Annotated in this window: 12 protein-coding genes; 11 read left to right on the top strand and 1 reads right to left on the bottom strand. The window is 68.8% G+C overall.

From position 1 onward, the window contains the following. Nucleotides 1-4: 4 nt before the first annotated feature. From puuE to OOB33_RS12275, 9 genes are all read left to right on the top strand, one after another. Nucleotides 5-946, top strand: a complete 942-nt coding sequence (puuE, locus tag OOB33_RS12315) for an allantoinase PuuE (protein ID WP_271008878.1) — start codon at nucleotides 5-7, stop codon at nucleotides 944-946. Between the two features lie 3 nt (nucleotides 947-949). Then, nucleotides 950-2,737, top strand: a complete 1,788-nt coding sequence (gene uraD, locus OOB33_RS12310) for a 2-oxo-4-hydroxy-4-carboxy-5-ureidoimidazoline decarboxylase (RefSeq protein ID WP_271008877.1) — start codon at nucleotides 950-952, stop codon at nucleotides 2,735-2,737. Further along, nucleotides 2,734-4,026, top strand: a complete 1,293-nt coding sequence (locus tag OOB33_RS12305) for a M20/M25/M40 family metallo-hydrolase (protein WP_271008876.1) — start codon at nucleotides 2,734-2,736, stop codon at nucleotides 4,024-4,026. Before uraD ends, OOB33_RS12305 begins: the two co-directional genes overlap by 4 nt. 38 nt (nucleotides 4,027-4,064) lie before the next feature. Next, a complete protein-coding gene (locus tag OOB33_RS12300; protein WP_271008875.1) occupies nucleotides 4,065-4,535 on the top strand; it encodes a copper chaperone PCu(A)C in 471 nt (156 codons plus the stop codon). Nucleotides 4,536-4,587: 52 nt separating this feature from the next. After that, nucleotides 4,588-5,001 carry a DUF2946 family protein gene (locus tag OOB33_RS12295; protein WP_271008874.1) on the top strand — a complete coding sequence of 138 codons (414 nt, stop codon included), beginning with the start codon at nucleotides 4,588-4,590 and terminating at the stop codon, nucleotides 4,999-5,001. A gap of 139 nt (nucleotides 5,002-5,140) precedes the next feature. Next, the gene (locus OOB33_RS12290; protein ID WP_271008873.1) at nucleotides 5,141-7,537 is read left to right on the top strand and encodes a TonB-dependent receptor; all 2,397 of its coding nucleotides are present in this window, start codon (nucleotides 5,141-5,143) and stop codon (nucleotides 7,535-7,537) included. A 17-nt stretch (nucleotides 7,538-7,554) separates the two neighbouring features. Continuing rightward, on the top strand, nucleotides 7,555-8,805 hold the full coding sequence (locus OOB33_RS12285) for a sialidase family protein (RefSeq protein ID WP_271008872.1): 1,251 nt from the start codon (nucleotides 7,555-7,557) through the stop codon (nucleotides 8,803-8,805). Next, nucleotides 8,777-9,295, top strand: a complete 519-nt coding sequence (locus OOB33_RS12280) for a hypothetical protein (RefSeq protein WP_133155153.1) — start codon at nucleotides 8,777-8,779, stop codon at nucleotides 9,293-9,295. The genes OOB33_RS12285 and OOB33_RS12280 overlap by 29 nt, the downstream gene beginning before the upstream one ends. A 141-nt stretch (nucleotides 9,296-9,436) precedes the next feature. Next, complete coding sequence (locus OOB33_RS12275) at nucleotides 9,437-11,191, top strand: methyl-accepting chemotaxis protein (RefSeq protein WP_102767645.1); 1,755 nt, start codon at nucleotides 9,437-9,439, stop codon at nucleotides 11,189-11,191. 682 nt (nucleotides 11,192-11,873) lie between these two features. Here the strand turns inward: OOB33_RS12275 and OOB33_RS12270 are convergent. Then, nucleotides 11,874-13,136, bottom strand: a complete 1,263-nt coding sequence (locus OOB33_RS12270; RefSeq protein WP_102767646.1) for a class I SAM-dependent methyltransferase — start codon at nucleotides 13,134-13,136, stop codon at nucleotides 11,874-11,876. Nucleotides 13,137-13,194: 58 nt separating this feature from the next. On the opposite strand from OOB33_RS12270, the gene OOB33_RS12265 reads away from it, so the two are divergent. Next, entirely contained in the window at nucleotides 13,195-14,232 is a 1,038-nt protein-coding gene (locus tag OOB33_RS12265) for a formylglycine-generating enzyme family protein (RefSeq protein WP_394341023.1), read from the top strand. A 138-nt stretch (nucleotides 14,233-14,370) separates the two neighbouring features. Next, nucleotides 14,371-15,036 (top strand): alpha/beta hydrolase, encoded by a 666-nt coding sequence (locus OOB33_RS12260; RefSeq protein WP_442953004.1) that lies wholly within the window; start codon nucleotides 14,371-14,373, stop codon nucleotides 15,034-15,036. Nucleotides 15,037-15,090 lie beyond the last annotated feature (54 nt).

The raw sequence follows: 15,090 nt of genomic DNA, 5'->3' as shown, positions 1-15,090 counted from the left end.
AGACATGAGCTACCCCCGCGACCTGATCGGCTACGGCGCCCAGCCGCCGCAGGCCCAGTGGCCCGGCCAGGCCCGCCTCGCCCTGCAGTTCGTACTGAACTACGAAGAAGGCGGCGAGAACTCGGTACTGCACGGCGATGCCGGCAGCGAGCAGTTCCTGTCCGAGATGTTCAGCCCGCCGGACTTTCCGGCGCGGCACCTCAGCATGGAAGGCATTTACGAGTACGGCTCGCGCGTCGGCGTCTGGCGCTTGCTGCGCGAGTTCGAGCGGCGCGGCCTGCCACTGACCGTGTTCGGTGTGTCCATGGCTCTGGAGCGCCACCCCGAGCTCTGCAGTGCCTTGCAAAGCCTGGGCCATGAGGTGGCCTGCCACGGTTGGCGCTGGATCAGCTACCAAAACGTGGACGAGGCCACCGAGCGCGAGCACCTGCAGCGCGGCATGGACATCCTCACCCGCATGCTCGGCGAGCGCCCGCTGGGCTGGTACACCGGCCGCGACAGCCCGAACACCCGCCGCCTGGTGGCCGACTTCGGCGGCTTCGAGTACGACAGCGACTACTACGGCGACGATCTGCCCTTCTGGCTGAACGTGCGCAAGAGTGACGGCAGCCTGGCGCCGCAGCTGGTGCTGCCCTACACGCTCGACTGCAATGACATGCGCTTCGCCCTGCCCCAGGGTTTCAGCCATGGCGACGAGTTCTTCGAATACCTGCGCGACAGCTTCGATGTGCTCTACGCCGAAGGCGCAGAGACGCCTCGCATGATGAGCGTAGGCATGCACTGCCGCCTGCTCGGCCGGCCCGGCCGCATGCGGGCGCTGCAGCGCTTTCTGGACCATGTGCAGCAGCACGATCGCGTCTGGATCTGCCGCCGCATCGACATCGCCCGCCACTGGCGCGCCACCCACCCCTTCGACGCCAACACCGCCTTTGTCTGGGAACGCTGAGCCATGAGTCTGAACCTGAACACCCTGAACGCGGCCAGCGTCGAGGACTTCGTCGCCCTGCTGGACGGCGTCTACGAGCACTCACCCTGGATCGCCCGACGCGCCGCGTCCGCACGGCCCCTGCTCAATCTGACGGCACTAAAGCAAGCCCTGGCCCAGGTCGTGCGCGAGGCCAGCGAGGCCGAGCAGCTGGGCCTGATCCGCGCCCACCCCGAGCTGGCCGGCAAGGCCATGCTGGCGCGCAGCCTGACGGCCGAATCCACGGGCGAGCAAAGCCGCGCAGGCCTGAGCGACTGCAGCCCCGAGGAGTTCGCGCGCATCCAGCAGCTCAACACCGACTACAACGCACGCTTCGGCTGGCCCTTCATCCTGGCCGTGCGCGGTCCGCGGGGCCTGGGCCTGAGCCGGGCCGAGATCATCGCCACTTTTGCGCGCCGCCTGGCCCAACCGGCAGACGTCGAGCGGGCCGAGTGCCTGCGCCAGATCCACCGCATCGCCGAGATCCGCTTGAATGACAAGTTCGGGGTCGAGCCCCGTCTGGGCAACCAGGTCTGGGACTGGGCGCATGAGCTGGCCCGGCACTCCGAGCCCGGCTTTCTCGAAGCCGGCCAGCTGACCGCCACCTACCTGACCGAGGCCCACCAGGCTGTGGCCGCGCAGCTGCAGACCTGGATGACTGAGAGCGGCTTCGACGAGGTGAAAATCGATGCCGTCGGCAATGTCGTTGGCGTCTATCACGGCGCCCAAACCGACGCACCGCGCCTGCTGACCGGCAGCCACTACGACACCGTGCGCAATGCCGGCCCGCACGACGGCCGCCTCGGCGTGCTGCTGCCCATGGCCTGCGTGCGCGAGCTCCAGGCCGGCGGGCGGCGCCTGCCCTTTGCCATCGAGGTGGTGGCCTTCTCCGAGGAGGAAGGCCAGCGCTACCCGGCCACCTTCCTGGGCTCCAGCGCCCTGACCGGCCAGTTCGACCCGGCCTGGCTGGAGCTGCAAGACCGCGAGGGCATCACCATGCGCGCGGCCATGCAGGCCGCCGGTCTGCCCGGCACGATGGAGGCCATCACGGCGCTGGCACGCGACCCCGCCCGCTACCTCGGCTTTGTCGAGGTGCACATCGAACAAGGCCCGGTGCTGCACGGGCAAGACCTGGCCCTGGGCGTGGTCACCTCCATCAACGGCGGCCGGCGCTACCTGGGCGAGGTGATCGGTCAGGCTGCACATGCCGGCACCACGCCCATGGGCCAGCGGCGCGATGCGGCCGCCGCGGTGGCCGAGCTGCTGCTGTTTGTCGAGCAATGTGCAGCTGCCAGTGCAGGCACCGTGGGGACCGTGGGTCAGCTGCACGTGCCAGCCGGCTCCATCAATGTGATCCCCGGCCGCTGCCAGTTCAGCCTGGATCTACGGGCACCCAGCGACGTCGCCCGCGACGCGCTGGACGCGGAAGTGCGCGAGGCGCTGATCCGCATCTGCGAGCGCCGTAGCCTGAGCTGGACGCTGCAGCCCACCCTGGCCGCCAATGCCGCGCCCAGCGACGCGAGCTGGCAAGCCCGCTGGGAGCGCGCCGTGGCCGCCACCGGTTGTCAGGTCTTCCACTTGCCCTCGGGTGCCGGCCATGACGCGATGAAGCTGCACGAGCGCATGCCCCAGGCCATGCTCTTTGTGCGCGGCCAGAACGAGGGCATCAGCCACAACCCGCTGGAGTCGACGAACAACGACGACATCGAGCTGGCCGCCCAAGCTTTCACTCATCTGCTGAATCAACTGGCCGCGGAGGGCCACACGCCATGACACAACCCATGACACAGGCCGCCCAGAACTACAACAAGCTCGACGCCTGGATCGACGCCCATTTCGACGAGGAAGTGCGCTATCTGCAAGCCCTGGTGCAGGTGCCCACCGACACACCGCCGGGCAATAACGCGCCCCATGCCGAGCGCACCGCCGAGCTGCTGGCGGCCATGGGCTTGACCGCGGAGAAGCATGCCGTGCCCGCCGAGCTGGTGCAGGCCCAGGGCATGGAGAGCATCACCAACCTGATCGTGCGCCGGCGCTATGCGGAGGGCGGGCCGGTGGTGGCGCTCAATGCCCACGGCGATGTGGTGCCGCCCGGCGAGGGCTGGAGCCATGGGCCCTACAGCGGCGAGATCGTCGATGGCCGCCTGTATGGCCGCGCGGCCGCCGTGAGCAAGAGCGATTTCGCCAGCTACACCTTCGCCCTGCGCGCGCTGGAGGCCCTGCAGGCCGAGGGCGCCGTGGCCCTGCGCGGCGGCCTGGAGCTGCATTTCACCTACGACGAAGAATTCGGCGGCGAGCTGGGCCCGGGCTGGCTGCTCAAGCAAGGCCTCAGCAAGCCCGACTTGCTGCTGGCCGCCGGCTTCAGCTACCAGGTGGTGACGGCTCACAACGGCTGCCTGCAGCTGGAGGTGACGGTGCAAGGCCGGGCCTCGCACGCCGCCTACCCCAGCACCGGCATCGACGCGCTGCAAGGCGCGGTGGCCATTCTGCAAGTGCTCTACGCCCAGAACGATCTGTACCAGAAGATCAGCTCCGAGGTGCCCGGCATCAACCATCCCTACCTCAACGTCGGCCGCATCGAGGGCGGCAGCAACACCAATGTCGTGCCCGGCCGTGTGGTGTTCAAGCTCGACCGACGCATGATTCCCGAGGAAGACCCGGTGGCCGTGGAAGCGAACCTGCGTGAGCTGATCCGCGGCGCCGCGGCCCGCTTCGGCGGCCATGCCGCCGGGGTGACGGTGGACATCAAGCGCTTGCTGCTGGCCCGCTCGCTCAAGCCCCAGGCCGGCAACAAGCCTCTGGTCGAGGCCCTGCAGAAGCATGGCGAAGCCGTGTTCGGCGAGCCCATCCCGACCTCGGGCACGCCGCTCTACACCGATGTGCGGCTCTACGGCGAACACGGCATCCCGGCCGCCATCTACGGCGCCGGGCCGCGCACGGTGCTGGAGAGCAATGCCAAGCGGGCCGACGAGCACCTGCAACTGGAGGACCTGCGCCGCGCCACCCAAGTGATCGCACGGACGCTTCTGGATCTGCTCTGCCCGGCGCCCAGCGCCACCTAGAATCAATTTTTCCTAGCAACCTGATTGAGCGCCTCACCATGACTTTCCTGACTCGTGTTTTCGCCGCCGCGTCCCTCAGCCTACTGGCCAGCGCCAGCAGCTGGGCCCAGGTCGACATCGGCCAGGCCTGGGTGCGCGCCACCGTGGCCCCGCAAAAAGCCACCGGTGCCTTTGTGCAGCTCAAGGCCAAGAGCGACAGCCGCCTGGTCGAGGTGCGCTCCTCGGTGGCCAGCGTGGCCGAGATCCACGAAATGAAGATGGAAGGCAGCACCATGAAGATGCGTGCCGTTGAGGGCCTGGATCTGCCGGCCGGCCAGCTGGTCGAGCTCAAGCCGGGCAGCTTCCACATCATGCTGATGGACCTGAAGAAGCCGCTGGCCGCCGGCGAGGCCGTGGACCTGACCCTGGTGTTCGAAGGCCGCGACAAGAAGCGCGTGGAACAGGAGATCAAGGCCGAGGCCCGCGCCATGGGCAAGCCGGCCGCTGCCGAGCACGCCCACAAGCACTGACAATGACCCAGCGCAAGCGGCCGGCCCCGACCCTTTGCCTACAATCGCGCCTGTGCTTCACCTGACCCCGCTCCGCCGCCATGCCCGCTTCTTCAGCGGCTGGGTGGCCTGCTGCGTGCTGCTGATGGCGCTGGCGCCGGCCCTGAGCCAGGTGCTGGGCGCCCTGCGCGGCGAACCCAGCAGCTGGAGCCAGATCTGCCGCAGCAGTGTGGTCTCGCCGCGCGCGCAGCAGTCGGTGCTGGCCGCGCGCCAGGCGGCGGACAAGGATTCGCTGCACGGCCTCTTCCACCATTGCCCGGCCTGCGATCTGCAGGCCCAGCAGGCGGCCGCCCCGCCGCCAGCGCAGCAGGCCCTGCCCCTGCTCGGCTCACCCCGCCAGGCCATGCCGGTGCGCTTCCTCAGCGCGCCGCAGAGCATGCATGCCTGGGCGCCGCCGCAGTCGCGCGCGCCACCCACCGCGGCCTGATCCACCGCATGCGGCCGGCCTTTGGCCGCCGCCCTGGCTCTGAGCCGGACCGCCGCTCTCGCAGCGGCCCAGCCAGCCCTTGATTGATCGATCTGCCACAGCCGCCGCGCTGTGCGCACTGCCACCCGGATTCCGCTCCATGTCGTCCCCTGTTTCTGCCGGCCGCTGCGCCGCCCTGCCCCGCCGCCGCGCCCTCGTGCTCGCGCTGTCCGCCCTCTTCCCGCTGGCCGTCGCCCAGGCCCAAGGCGTGGCCACCGACCAGCAGCTCGCCCCGGTGCTGATCACCGGCGCTGCGCTGCGCTCCGGCCTGGCCGCCCATCTGCCCAGCAACAGCGTAAGCAAGACCGCCGAGGACCTGCGCGATCAGAACCTCTTCAACCCTGAGGACGCGCTGAAATACCTGCCCAACACCAGCATCCGCAAGCGCTATATCGGTGACCGCAACTCGATGATCGGCGGCCGCAGCTTCGGCACCCTGCAACCGGGCCGCGGCCTGGCCTATGTGGACGGCTACCTGATCAGCAACTTCCTCGGCCGCTTCGACGGCCCGCGCTGGAACATGATCACGCCCGAGGCGATCGCTCGCGTCGACATGCTCTATGGCCCTTTCTCGGCCATTTACCCCGGCAACTCGATCGGCACCACGGTGGTGACGACCGAGCGCGAGCCGCGCGGCTTGGAAGCCTCAGCAAGGCTGACCGGCTACAGCCAGCGCTTCTCGCAGTACGGCCAGGCCGACAGCTACGGCGGCCACCAGCTCTCGGCCTATGTCGGCAACCGCCTGGATTCGGGCCTCTGGTACACGGCCAGCCTGAACCACCAGGACTCGACCTCGCAGCCGATGAACTACTTCAGCGCCGGTGTGAACGCCAAGACCGGCGCCTTCGACCCGGCCAAACCGGGCGACAAGATCGTCACCGGCATCGTCTACGACCGCGACCCCAAGGGCGCGGCACGCGCCGTCTTCGGCGCCAGCGGTGGCGCCATCGACCACACGGTGCAGGACATGCTCAAGCTGAAGGCGGGCTATGCCTTCACACCCGAGCTGATGGCCAGCGCCATGCTGGGCCTGTGGACCAATGACACGCAGAACAGCAACCGGCCGTTCTTGCGCGACGCGGCCGGCAACACCGTCTGGTCGGGCGCGGTCAGCGACGGCGTGAATCGCTTCGTCATCCCCGACAGCGCCTTCGCGCCGTCCAGCCGCGACGAACTGCACCGCCACGGCGGCCTGACCCTGAAGACCCGCTACGCCAGCGGCTGGAATGCCTCCCTGGTCTATTCCAACTACCGCATCCTGCGCGATATCGCGGCCCAGGCGAACCTGCCCGAGCCGCAGGCCCAAGCCGGCGGCGAAGGCCTGTGGACGCGCCGCGACGGCACCGGCTGGAACACCCTGGAGCTGCAGGCCGCCTACAGCCCGGTGGCCGGCGACTGGGGTGATGGCCGCCATGCCCTGACCCTGGGGCTGCATCGCAATGCCTACCTGCTCAACAGCCCCAGCCGCAAGGCGCCGAACTGGCTGAGCGGCGAGACGGTGCTGACGCAAAGCTACAGCGGCCGCAGCGAGGTGATTGCCGCCTACGCGCAGGACGCCTGGAAGCTGCAGCCCGACCTGACCCTGACCCTGGGTCTGCGCCAGGAGCAGTTCCGCACGACGGACGGCCTGCAGCTGCTGCGCGTCGCCAGCTGCAAGGCCGAGGCCGGTGCGCAATGCCAGGCCATGGGCGACGGCAGCTTCCAGCGCAGCCTGCCCTATGCCGAGCGCAAGCTCAGCGGCGCCTCGCCCAAGGCTTCGCTCGCCTGGATGGCCCAGCCCGATCTGACGCTGAAAGCCAGCTTCGGCCGTGGCGTACGCTTCCCCAATGTGGAAGAGCTGTACAACGGCACCTTCACCGCCACCTCGCAAACCCAGAGCGACCCAAACCTGAAGGCCGAGCGCTCAAACGCACTGGAGTTCAGCGCCGAGAAGGACTGGGAGCTGCAGCGCCTGCGCGTCTCGCTGTTCCATGACGATGTGCGCGACGCCATCCTGCGCCAGAGCGACACCAGCGTGCTGCCCAGCGTGACCCGGGTCTCCAATGTGGACCGGGTGCGCACCTACGGCCTGGAGCTGGTCTGGCAGACCCAGGATCTGTTCATCCAGGGCCTGAGCCTTGATGTCAACGCGGCCTTTGCCCATTCCAAAGTGCTGGCCAATGCACGTGACCCGCAAAGCGTGGGCAAATGGTGGCTGCGTGTGCCCAAGGTCCGCGCCAATGTGCTGGCTGCCTACCGGCCGAACAGCCGCTGGATGGCCAGCCTCGGCCTGCGCCACTCGGGCCGCGCCTACAACGACACGTACAACCTCGACAGCAACCCGAATGTCTACGGCGGCGTCTCCTCCTTCACCTTTGTGGACCTGCGCTGCAGCGTCCAGCTGAGCCCCAAGTTCGAGCTGGCCCTGGGTCTGGACAATGCCACGGACCGCCGTGGCTACCAGGCCCACCCCTACCCCGGCCGCACCCTGTTCACCGAAATCCGGGCCCGCTACTGAGTGAAGAAGGGATCCACATGACGACACGATTGCACAGACTCTGCGCCGCTTTCAGCGTGGCGGCCACGCTGCTGCCGGCCGCCTGGGCGCAGCATGGCGGAGACCACGCCGCGGCGGCAGCCCGGCCGGCCAAGACCGGCAAGCCCGCCTTGGCCGTGGGCGCGGCCTTCTCGCCCGCGGGCGAACTCTGGCTCAGCGGCCTGGACGCGCAAGGCCGGCTGTTTGTGCAGCGCAGCGCCGATGAGGGGCGCAGCTGGACAGCACCGCGCCTGCTGGACATCGCCGGCGAGAAGCCGGTTGCCGACGGCGAGAACCGGCCCAAGATCGCCTTCGGCCCGCAAGCCACCGTGGTGATCAGCTACACGCGGCCGCTGGCCAAGCCCTACACCGGCGAGATCCGCATGCTGCGCTCAACAGACGGCGGCGCCAGCTTCGGCCCGCCCTTCACCGTGCACGCGGACCGGCAAGTCATCACCCACCGCTTCGAATCGATCGCCTTCGATGCGCGCGGCGTGCTGCACACGGTCTGGATCGACAAGCGCGATTTGGAGCTGAGCAAGACCGCCGCGGCCCAGGGCAAGCCGACCGGCAAGCCCTACCGCGGCGCCGCCATCTACCGCAATGAATCGACGGATGGCGGCGCGAGCTTCGGGCCTGATCTGAAAGTGGCCGATCACAGCTGCGAATGCTGCCGCATCGCCCTGAGCCCCACGCCCGAGGGCGGCATGGCGGCGCTCTGGCGCCATGTCTTCGAGCCGAATGAGCGTGACCATGGCTTTGCACTGCTGCAGGGCGCGGCCTCGGAGCCGCCCGCCGCGCCGGTGCGGGCCAGCCTGGACCGCTGGGCCGTGGATGCCTGCCCGCACCACGGCCCAGGCCTCACGCCGGCCGAGGGCGGTGGCTACCACGCCGTCTGGTTCGGCCTGCGCGGCGGCGAGGCGGCCGTGCGCTATGGCCGGCTGGACGCCCAGGGCCGCCCGGTCGGCGCCGTCCAGGCCTTGCCCGATGCCGGGGCCGAGCACGCCGATGTGATCGCGGCCGGCCCAGAGCTGGCCATCGTCTGGCGCAGCTTCGACGGCGCGACGCAGAGCCAGCGCCTGCGCGCCTGGCTGTCCAGCGACGGCGGCAGCAGCTTCCAGCTGCGCGAACTGGCCGCCACCGGCCTGAACAACGACCACCCCCGCCTGCTGCGCCACGGCCAGCGGCTCTACGCGCTCTGGCGCACCCAGGAGCAGATCCATGTCATTGCCCTCAAGAACTCGCCCTGAAACGAGATGGCGGACTCAGGCCCTCGGCCTGGCGGCCTGGCTGCTGCTGGCCGCGGCGCCGGCCCAAGCCAAGCGTCAGGTGGAAGCCTTCGACAGCCAGGCCTGGGCGCAGCTGCAGGCGAGCCTGAAGACACCGGCCCTGGTGGTCTTCTCCAGCACCGACTGCGGCCACTGCCCCGCCGTGCTGGCCCAGCTGGCAGCCGCGCCAGAGCGCAAGCGCCAGCGCGCCCCGCTGATCGCCGTCGTCATGGACCAGGCCCCAGGCGAGGATGACAGCGGGCTGCTGGCCAACCCGCATTACAAGCGCGCCGACCGGGTCTTCGCCTTTCAGGGCCAGGCTGCCGCCCTGCGCTACAGCGTCGACCCCGGCTGGCGTGGCATCACCCCCTATATCGCGCTGCTGCGCCCCGGGCGGCCGGTGCAATGGGTGCTGGGCCCACCGCAGGCCGAGGACCTGGCGGCCTGGGCCCGATCCAGGCCGGGCCAGTGAACGTCCTGAGAACAAGCGCCCTACGCCCGGTCTGATTCGCCTTTCCTGCAAGGCGCTTCCCCCGATGATGCGTGCTGAGCCCGAACAGGCTCGCACCTTCATCGCAACTCTGCGGCCTCGAGCCGTCCGGGGGATGTCTCCATGCAGCTTCTGAAGAACCTGACCATTGCCGGCAAGCTGCGCGCTGCCTTCGGCCTGCTGGCCGGCTTGCTTGTCCTGCTGGCCTTGTTCGGCTACCGGCAAGTGCACCAGGTGCAAATGGACTCTTCCGAGATCAGCCACAACTGGTTGCCCTCGGTGCGCTATGCCTCGGCTTTGAACGGGGACTTGAGCGAGTTCCGCATCGGCGTGCTGCTGCGCGTGAACGCCAGCACCCCGGAACAGATCAGCGCCGCCGAGAGTGCCATGAGCCATGCGCAGGACGAGCTCAAGAAAGACGCATCCCAGTACGAGAAGCTGATCAGCAGTGCGGAAGAGCGCAAGCTCTACGAGCAGTTCACGGCGCAATGGAACAGCTACCAAGCCCTGGCGAAAGAAGCGCTGGCCACGGCCGCTGCCGGCAATGCCGATGAGGCGCGCAAGCAGCTGGGCGGCGGTGCTCGCCAGGCCTTTGAGGGCGCCCGCAGCAGCGCTGAAAAAATCGTGGCGCTCAATGTCAAGGGCGCCGACGATGCGGCTTTGGACGCCGACGAAGTTTACAAATCAGCGTTGACCGGTTTGGCCATCGTCTCGGTGCTGGCCCTGGTGGCGGCCGCCATGATGGCCACGGCCCTGATCCGTGGCATCACCGCCCCGCTGAGCCTGGCCGTGCAGGCCGCCGACCGCGTCGCCAGCGGTGACCTGAGTCAGGCCATCCACAGCGATTCGCAGGACGAAACCGGCCAGTTGCTCAGCGCCCTGTCCCGAATGCAAACCAGTCTGATGGGCACCGTCAGCGATGTGCGCGACGGCGCCGAATCGGTGGCCACCGCCAGCGCCCAGATCGCCCAAGGCAATGCCGATCTGTCCTCGCGCACCGAGGAACAGGCTTCGTCGCTGGAAGAAACCTCGGCCACCATGGAGGAGCTGAACGCCACCGTTCGCCAGAACGCCGACAACGCCGCCCAGGCCAACCAGCTGGCGCAAAGCGCCGCCCAGGTGGCCCGCGATGGCGGCCAGGTGGTGGGCGAGGTGGTGGAGACCATGCGCGGCATTGAAGGCAGCTCCAAGCGCATCTCGGACATCATCAGCGTCATCGACGGCATTGCTTTCCAGACCAATATCCTGGCCCTGAACGCTGCCGTGGAAGCCGCCCGTGCGGGTGAACAAGGCCGTGGTTTCGCGGTCGTCGCCAGCGAGGTGCGCAACTTGGCCCAGCGCAGCGCCGATGCTGCCAAGGAAATCAAGAGCCTGATCAATGACTCGGTCGAGCGCGTGCAGACCGGCACCCAGCTGGTGGACCGCGCCGGCCAGACCATCCAGGACATCGTCGGTTCGGTGCAGCGCCTGGCCGACATCGTCGGCGAGATCAGCAGCGCCAGCCGCGAGCAGAGTTCGGGCATCAGCCAGGTCGGCGAGGCCGTGACCCAGCTCGACCGCGCCACCCAGCAGAACGCCGCTCTGGTCGAGGAAAGCGCTGCGGCCAGCGAAAGCCTGCGCAACCAGGCCCAGGGTCTGCTGAACGCTGTGGCCAGCTTCAAGCTCTCAGCCCAGGGCGCGCACAAAGCCGCGCTCGCGCCCAGCCGCAAACCGATCAAGTCCACGCACCAGGCGGCCTCGCACGCGGCCAAGCCGGCTGCGGCCAAGAAGCCCGCAAGCACTCAGACCAGCAAGCCCGCCCCGGCAGCCGCCCCTCGCGCCCCGGCACCCGCGCCAGCGCCAGCCCCGGCCGATGACGGGGGCTGGGACACCTTCTAAGCCAGGCGTCGCCCCGGCGACGCTCTCCGTTTCACAGCGAGCAGGCCGCGTGCGCCCCGCTGGAGCCCGCTCCAGCGCCCGCGTTCGCCACAAGCCTGCGCTGCACGCGCAACACCCGGTCACCGCAGCCCCACGCCCGCTTGCTTCCCAAGCCGGCGTCCCGGGCGGTGGCATGCGCTCTTCACAAGCCCCGGCCGCAAGGTCGGGGCTTTTTTTGCTTCTGAGGCACACAAGCGCTGAACGGCCCAGGGCTCAAGCCGACACATGGCTGTCCTCCACTGTGCCGATCGCTCACGCTGCGGTGTCTCGTCCCGCCGCCGGGCTCATGGTTCGCGGGTCGGCTCTGCGAGCCGACTCCCCTCGGTGCTCACGCCGCGGCTCAGCGGCGCCAATCTCCCTCCGTTCGCTGCGCTCACTGCGGTCAGACAGTGGCGCCGAGTCAGCGCTTGAAGCGCGCGAGTACGCGCGCCTGAGCCGCTCCTCTGCGCCCTTGGCCGCGCACAAATCGCCCGTCGGCGGGCCGAGCCACCTCCGAAGTGGGCGTTCTCCACCGACGGGGGGCACATCGACCCCGGAACCATGAGCCCGGTGGCGGCACGGGCTGCAGGGCCTTACGAGCAAAACCCATCAGCCTCACAGAGGCGAGAACGCCCCATCAAGCGAGACGAAACCAGCGGTGGCTTCAATCCGCCAGCAAAGTCTCCAGGCACTGCTCGCGCAGGCCGTAGAACGCCTTGACCTCGGCGATCTGGCTCAAGAGCTCGGCGCGGCGGGCGGCGCTCAAGGGCTGGGGGCGTTTGACGGCCAGGATCATCTTGTTCTTGCTGGTGTGTTCCAGCGCGACGAACTCGAAGACCTGGGTTTCGTAGCCCTGGGATTCCAGCAGCAGGGCGCGCAGGGAATCGGTCACCATCTCGGCCTCCTGGCCCAGATGGATGCCGTGCTGCAGCAGCGGGCGCAGCTGGGCCGGCATCTGCATCTGCGGGCGAATCTGCTTGTGGCAGCAGGGCGAGCACATGATGACGCGGGCGCCGGTGCGCAGGCCGAAATGGATGGCGTAATCGGTGGCGATGTCGCAGGCATGCAGGGCAATCATGACGTCCAGACGCAGCGGGGTGTAGCTGCGCACATCGCCCTGATCGAAGCGCAGGCCCTCCATGCCGTGGCGGCGGGCTGCCTCATTGCACAGGCGCACCATGTCCTCGCGCAGCTCCACACCGGTCACCTGGGCCTGCTTGCCCTGGGCGCGCAGCCAGTCGTGCATGGCAAAGGTCAGATAGCCCTTGCCCGAGCCGAAATCGGCCACATGCACATCGGGGCTTTCGGCCAAGCCCGAGTTCTTCAGCGCCGCGGCAAAAATCTCGATGAACTTGTTGATCTGCTTCCATTTGCGCGACATGGCTGGCACCAGCTGCAGCTCGTCCTCGCCGCCGCGCCGCACGGCATGGGTCACGCCCAGATCGCGCCAGAAGGGGCGATCCAGTTCCAGATAACGTTGTTTTTCCTTGTCATGGCCCTGGGTTTGCACCTGGGCCTGAGGCGGGGCGGACTCGGCGCTGCGGCCCACGCGCAGGCTGGGGCGGCCCTTGCGGCTGAAGGCCAGCTGCACCTCGTGGCTCTGGGTCTGCAGGTGCGCGTTCTGAAACTCTGCCCCCAGCAGCGCGTCCACTTCGGCCAGGGCCTCCGGCACGGCCAGGTTCTTGGTGATGTCCTTGGTCTGGTAGCGCCAAAGCAGGCTCAGCGCCACCTCGCCACGCAGCTGCACCGGGCGCAGGGTCAGGCGCTCCAGCTGGGGCTGCGAGCCGCTGTACTTGCTCAGCAGCAGCTTGACGAAGCTGCCGTCCTGCAAGGCGGTGTGCAGCAGCTTGAGAAAGCGCTGGCGGGCGTCGGCCTGGGCTGCGGGGGCGGCAGGCGCCTGGGGGTCGGAGATCAGATGGGAAAACATGGCCGGCGTCCGTGCAAAAGCCGATTTTCCGTCATTGCGTGCGCCTACCATCCGAGCCATGACATCCTGCGCTCAAAAGTTCATGCGGGCCAGCCTGCTGGCACTTTCATTGCTGCACAGCGCCGCTGCGGCTGCCGGCCCGCGGCTCAGGCCCGGCAGCGCCGGCGAGCCCGCGCTTGATCGCAACAGCTTGGGCATGCAGTTCAGGCTTTTGCCCGCGGGCCAGTTCCGGATGGGCAGCGGGGAATCGCCCGCCCGTCTGGCGCGCGACTTCCCGGCGCTCGAACCCGAACGTTTCAGCAAGCTGCAGGACGAAGGGCCGGTGCACCGGGTGCAAATCAGCAAGCCCTTCTGGATGGGTGTGCACGAGGTGACGGTGGGTCAGTTCCGCCGCTTTGTTGAAGCCTCCGGCCATGTGCCGGAATCGATCGCCGACGGCACCGGCGCCTACGGCTACAACGCCCAGTACGACCCGGCCACCAGCCCGCGCCATGACGCCTTCGTAGGCCGCCTGCCTCGCTACTCCTGGCGCGACCCCGGCTTCCCGCAGGGCGACGATCACCCGGTCGTCAATGTCAGCTGGGCCGATGCCCAGGCCATGGCGGCCTGGCTCAGCCGGGTCGAGGGGCGGCGCTACCGCCTGCCCACGGAGGCCGAGTGGGAGTACGCCGCCCGCGCCGGCACGCGCAGCCGCTACCACTCGGGCGACAAGCCGGCCAGCCTGCTGCGGGTGGCCAATGTCTTCGATGCCGACACAGCCGCGCTCTGGCCGCAGTGGCGGGACCAGGCCTTGCCGGGCCGTGACGGCCATGTCTTCACCGCGCCCGTGGGGCAATTCGCTCCCAACGCCTGGGGCCTGCACGATATGCATGGCAATGCCTGGGAATGGGTGGCCGACTGGTACGGCGAAGACTACTACGCCCATTCGCCCCGCATCGACCCGCAAGGCCCGCCCGAGGGCGAGGTGCGGGTGCGCCGCGGCGGCAGCTGGCACAGCTGGCCGTTCTACACACGCAGCAGCTTTCGCAACTGGAACCGGCCTGACACCCGCTATGTGCTGCTGGGCTTTCGCCTGATGCGCGAGGCCGAGCGTTGAACCAAAGGCCCGGCCCGGCCCGGCCCAGCCGGGCCGTGGCCACAGTCACCCAGCCTGGAAGCCGGTCGGGCCACAATGGCGTTCGGGCCCCGACCCCATAGCTCGGCCTTGCATCCCCTTTTCTCTCCACCGACCGCCATGATGACCCTGCCCGCCCTGCAACACGACACCGGCCCCAATCCCCGCACCAGTTTGATCGTGCTGCACGGCCTGGGTGCCGACGGCCATGACTTCGTGCCCCTGTGCGAAGAGCTGGACCTGCGCGCCCTGGGCGCCGTGCGCTTCATCTTTCCCCATGCGCCGGAACAAGCCGTCACCATCAACGGTGGCTATGTGATGCGCGCCTGGTACGACATCCGCCAGGTCGATCTGCAGCGCCAGGAAGACGCCGACGGCGTGCGCGCCTCGGGCGCAGCCATCGCCGCCCTGATCGATGCCGAACGTGCCCGCGGCGTGCCGGCTCAGCGCATCGTGCTGATGGGCTTCTCGCAGGGCTGCGCCATGAGCTTGTTCACCGGCCTGCGCTACCCCGAGCGCCTGGGCGGCATCGTTGCGCTCTCGGGCTACAACCCGCTGGCCGAGCACTTGGAGGCCGAGCGCAGCGACGCCAACCGCCTGACACCCATCTTCATGGCCCATGGCCGGCTGGACCCGGTGGTGGTGCCGGCCCGCGGCGAGGCGGCGCGCGAGCAGTTGCGAGCCCTGGGCCACACGGTCGAATGGCATGACTACCGCATGGAACACTCGGTCTGCCCCGAAGAGCTGCGCGATCTGCAAGCCTGGCTGCTGAAAACCCTGGGCTGAGGCCGGCGCCGGTTTGAACTGGAAATCCCGGCTTTCAAAGACCAACACCCCGGC

It is taken from the genome of Paucibacter sp. B51, assembly GCF_027863535.1.
GTDB classification, from domain to species: Bacteria; Pseudomonadota; Gammaproteobacteria; order Burkholderiales; family Burkholderiaceae_C; genus Paucibacter_A; species Paucibacter_A aquatilis.
The sequence above is the reverse complement of the archived record's forward strand: the minus strand, read 5'-3'. Positions and strand labels throughout refer to the sequence as shown.

Bases quoted from the DNA above. Each gene is read 5' to 3' on its own strand.
- uraD (WP_271008877.1), top strand. From the start codon at position 950: ATGAGTCTGAACCTGAACACCCTGAACGCGGCCAGCGTCGAGGACTTC.
- OOB33_RS12305 (WP_271008876.1), top strand. From the start codon at position 2,734: ATGACACAACCCATGACACAGGCCGCCCAGAACTACAACAAGCTCGAC.
- OOB33_RS12270 (WP_102767646.1), bottom strand. From the start codon at position 13,136: ATGTTTTCCCATCTGATCTCCGACCCCCAGGCGCCTGCCGCCCCCGCA.
- OOB33_RS12265 (WP_394341023.1), top strand. From the start codon at position 13,195: ATGACATCCTGCGCTCAAAAGTTCATGCGGGCCAGCCTGCTGGCACTT.
- puuE (WP_271008878.1), top strand. From the start codon at position 5: ATGAGCTACCCCCGCGACCTGATCGGCTACGGCGCCCAGCCGCCGCAG.
- OOB33_RS12300 (WP_271008875.1), top strand. From the start codon at position 4,065: ATGACTTTCCTGACTCGTGTTTTCGCCGCCGCGTCCCTCAGCCTACTG.
- OOB33_RS12280 (WP_133155153.1), top strand. From the start codon at position 8,777: ATGTCATTGCCCTCAAGAACTCGCCCTGAAACGAGATGGCGGACTCAG.
- OOB33_RS12290 (WP_271008873.1), top strand. From the start codon at position 5,141: ATGTCGTCCCCTGTTTCTGCCGGCCGCTGCGCCGCCCTGCCCCGCCGC.
- OOB33_RS12275 (WP_102767645.1), top strand. From the start codon at position 9,437: ATGCAGCTTCTGAAGAACCTGACCATTGCCGGCAAGCTGCGCGCTGCC.
- OOB33_RS12285 (WP_271008872.1), top strand. From the start codon at position 7,555: ATGACGACACGATTGCACAGACTCTGCGCCGCTTTCAGCGTGGCGGCC.
- OOB33_RS12260 (WP_442953004.1), top strand. From the start codon at position 14,371: ATGATGACCCTGCCCGCCCTGCAACACGACACCGGCCCCAATCCCCGC.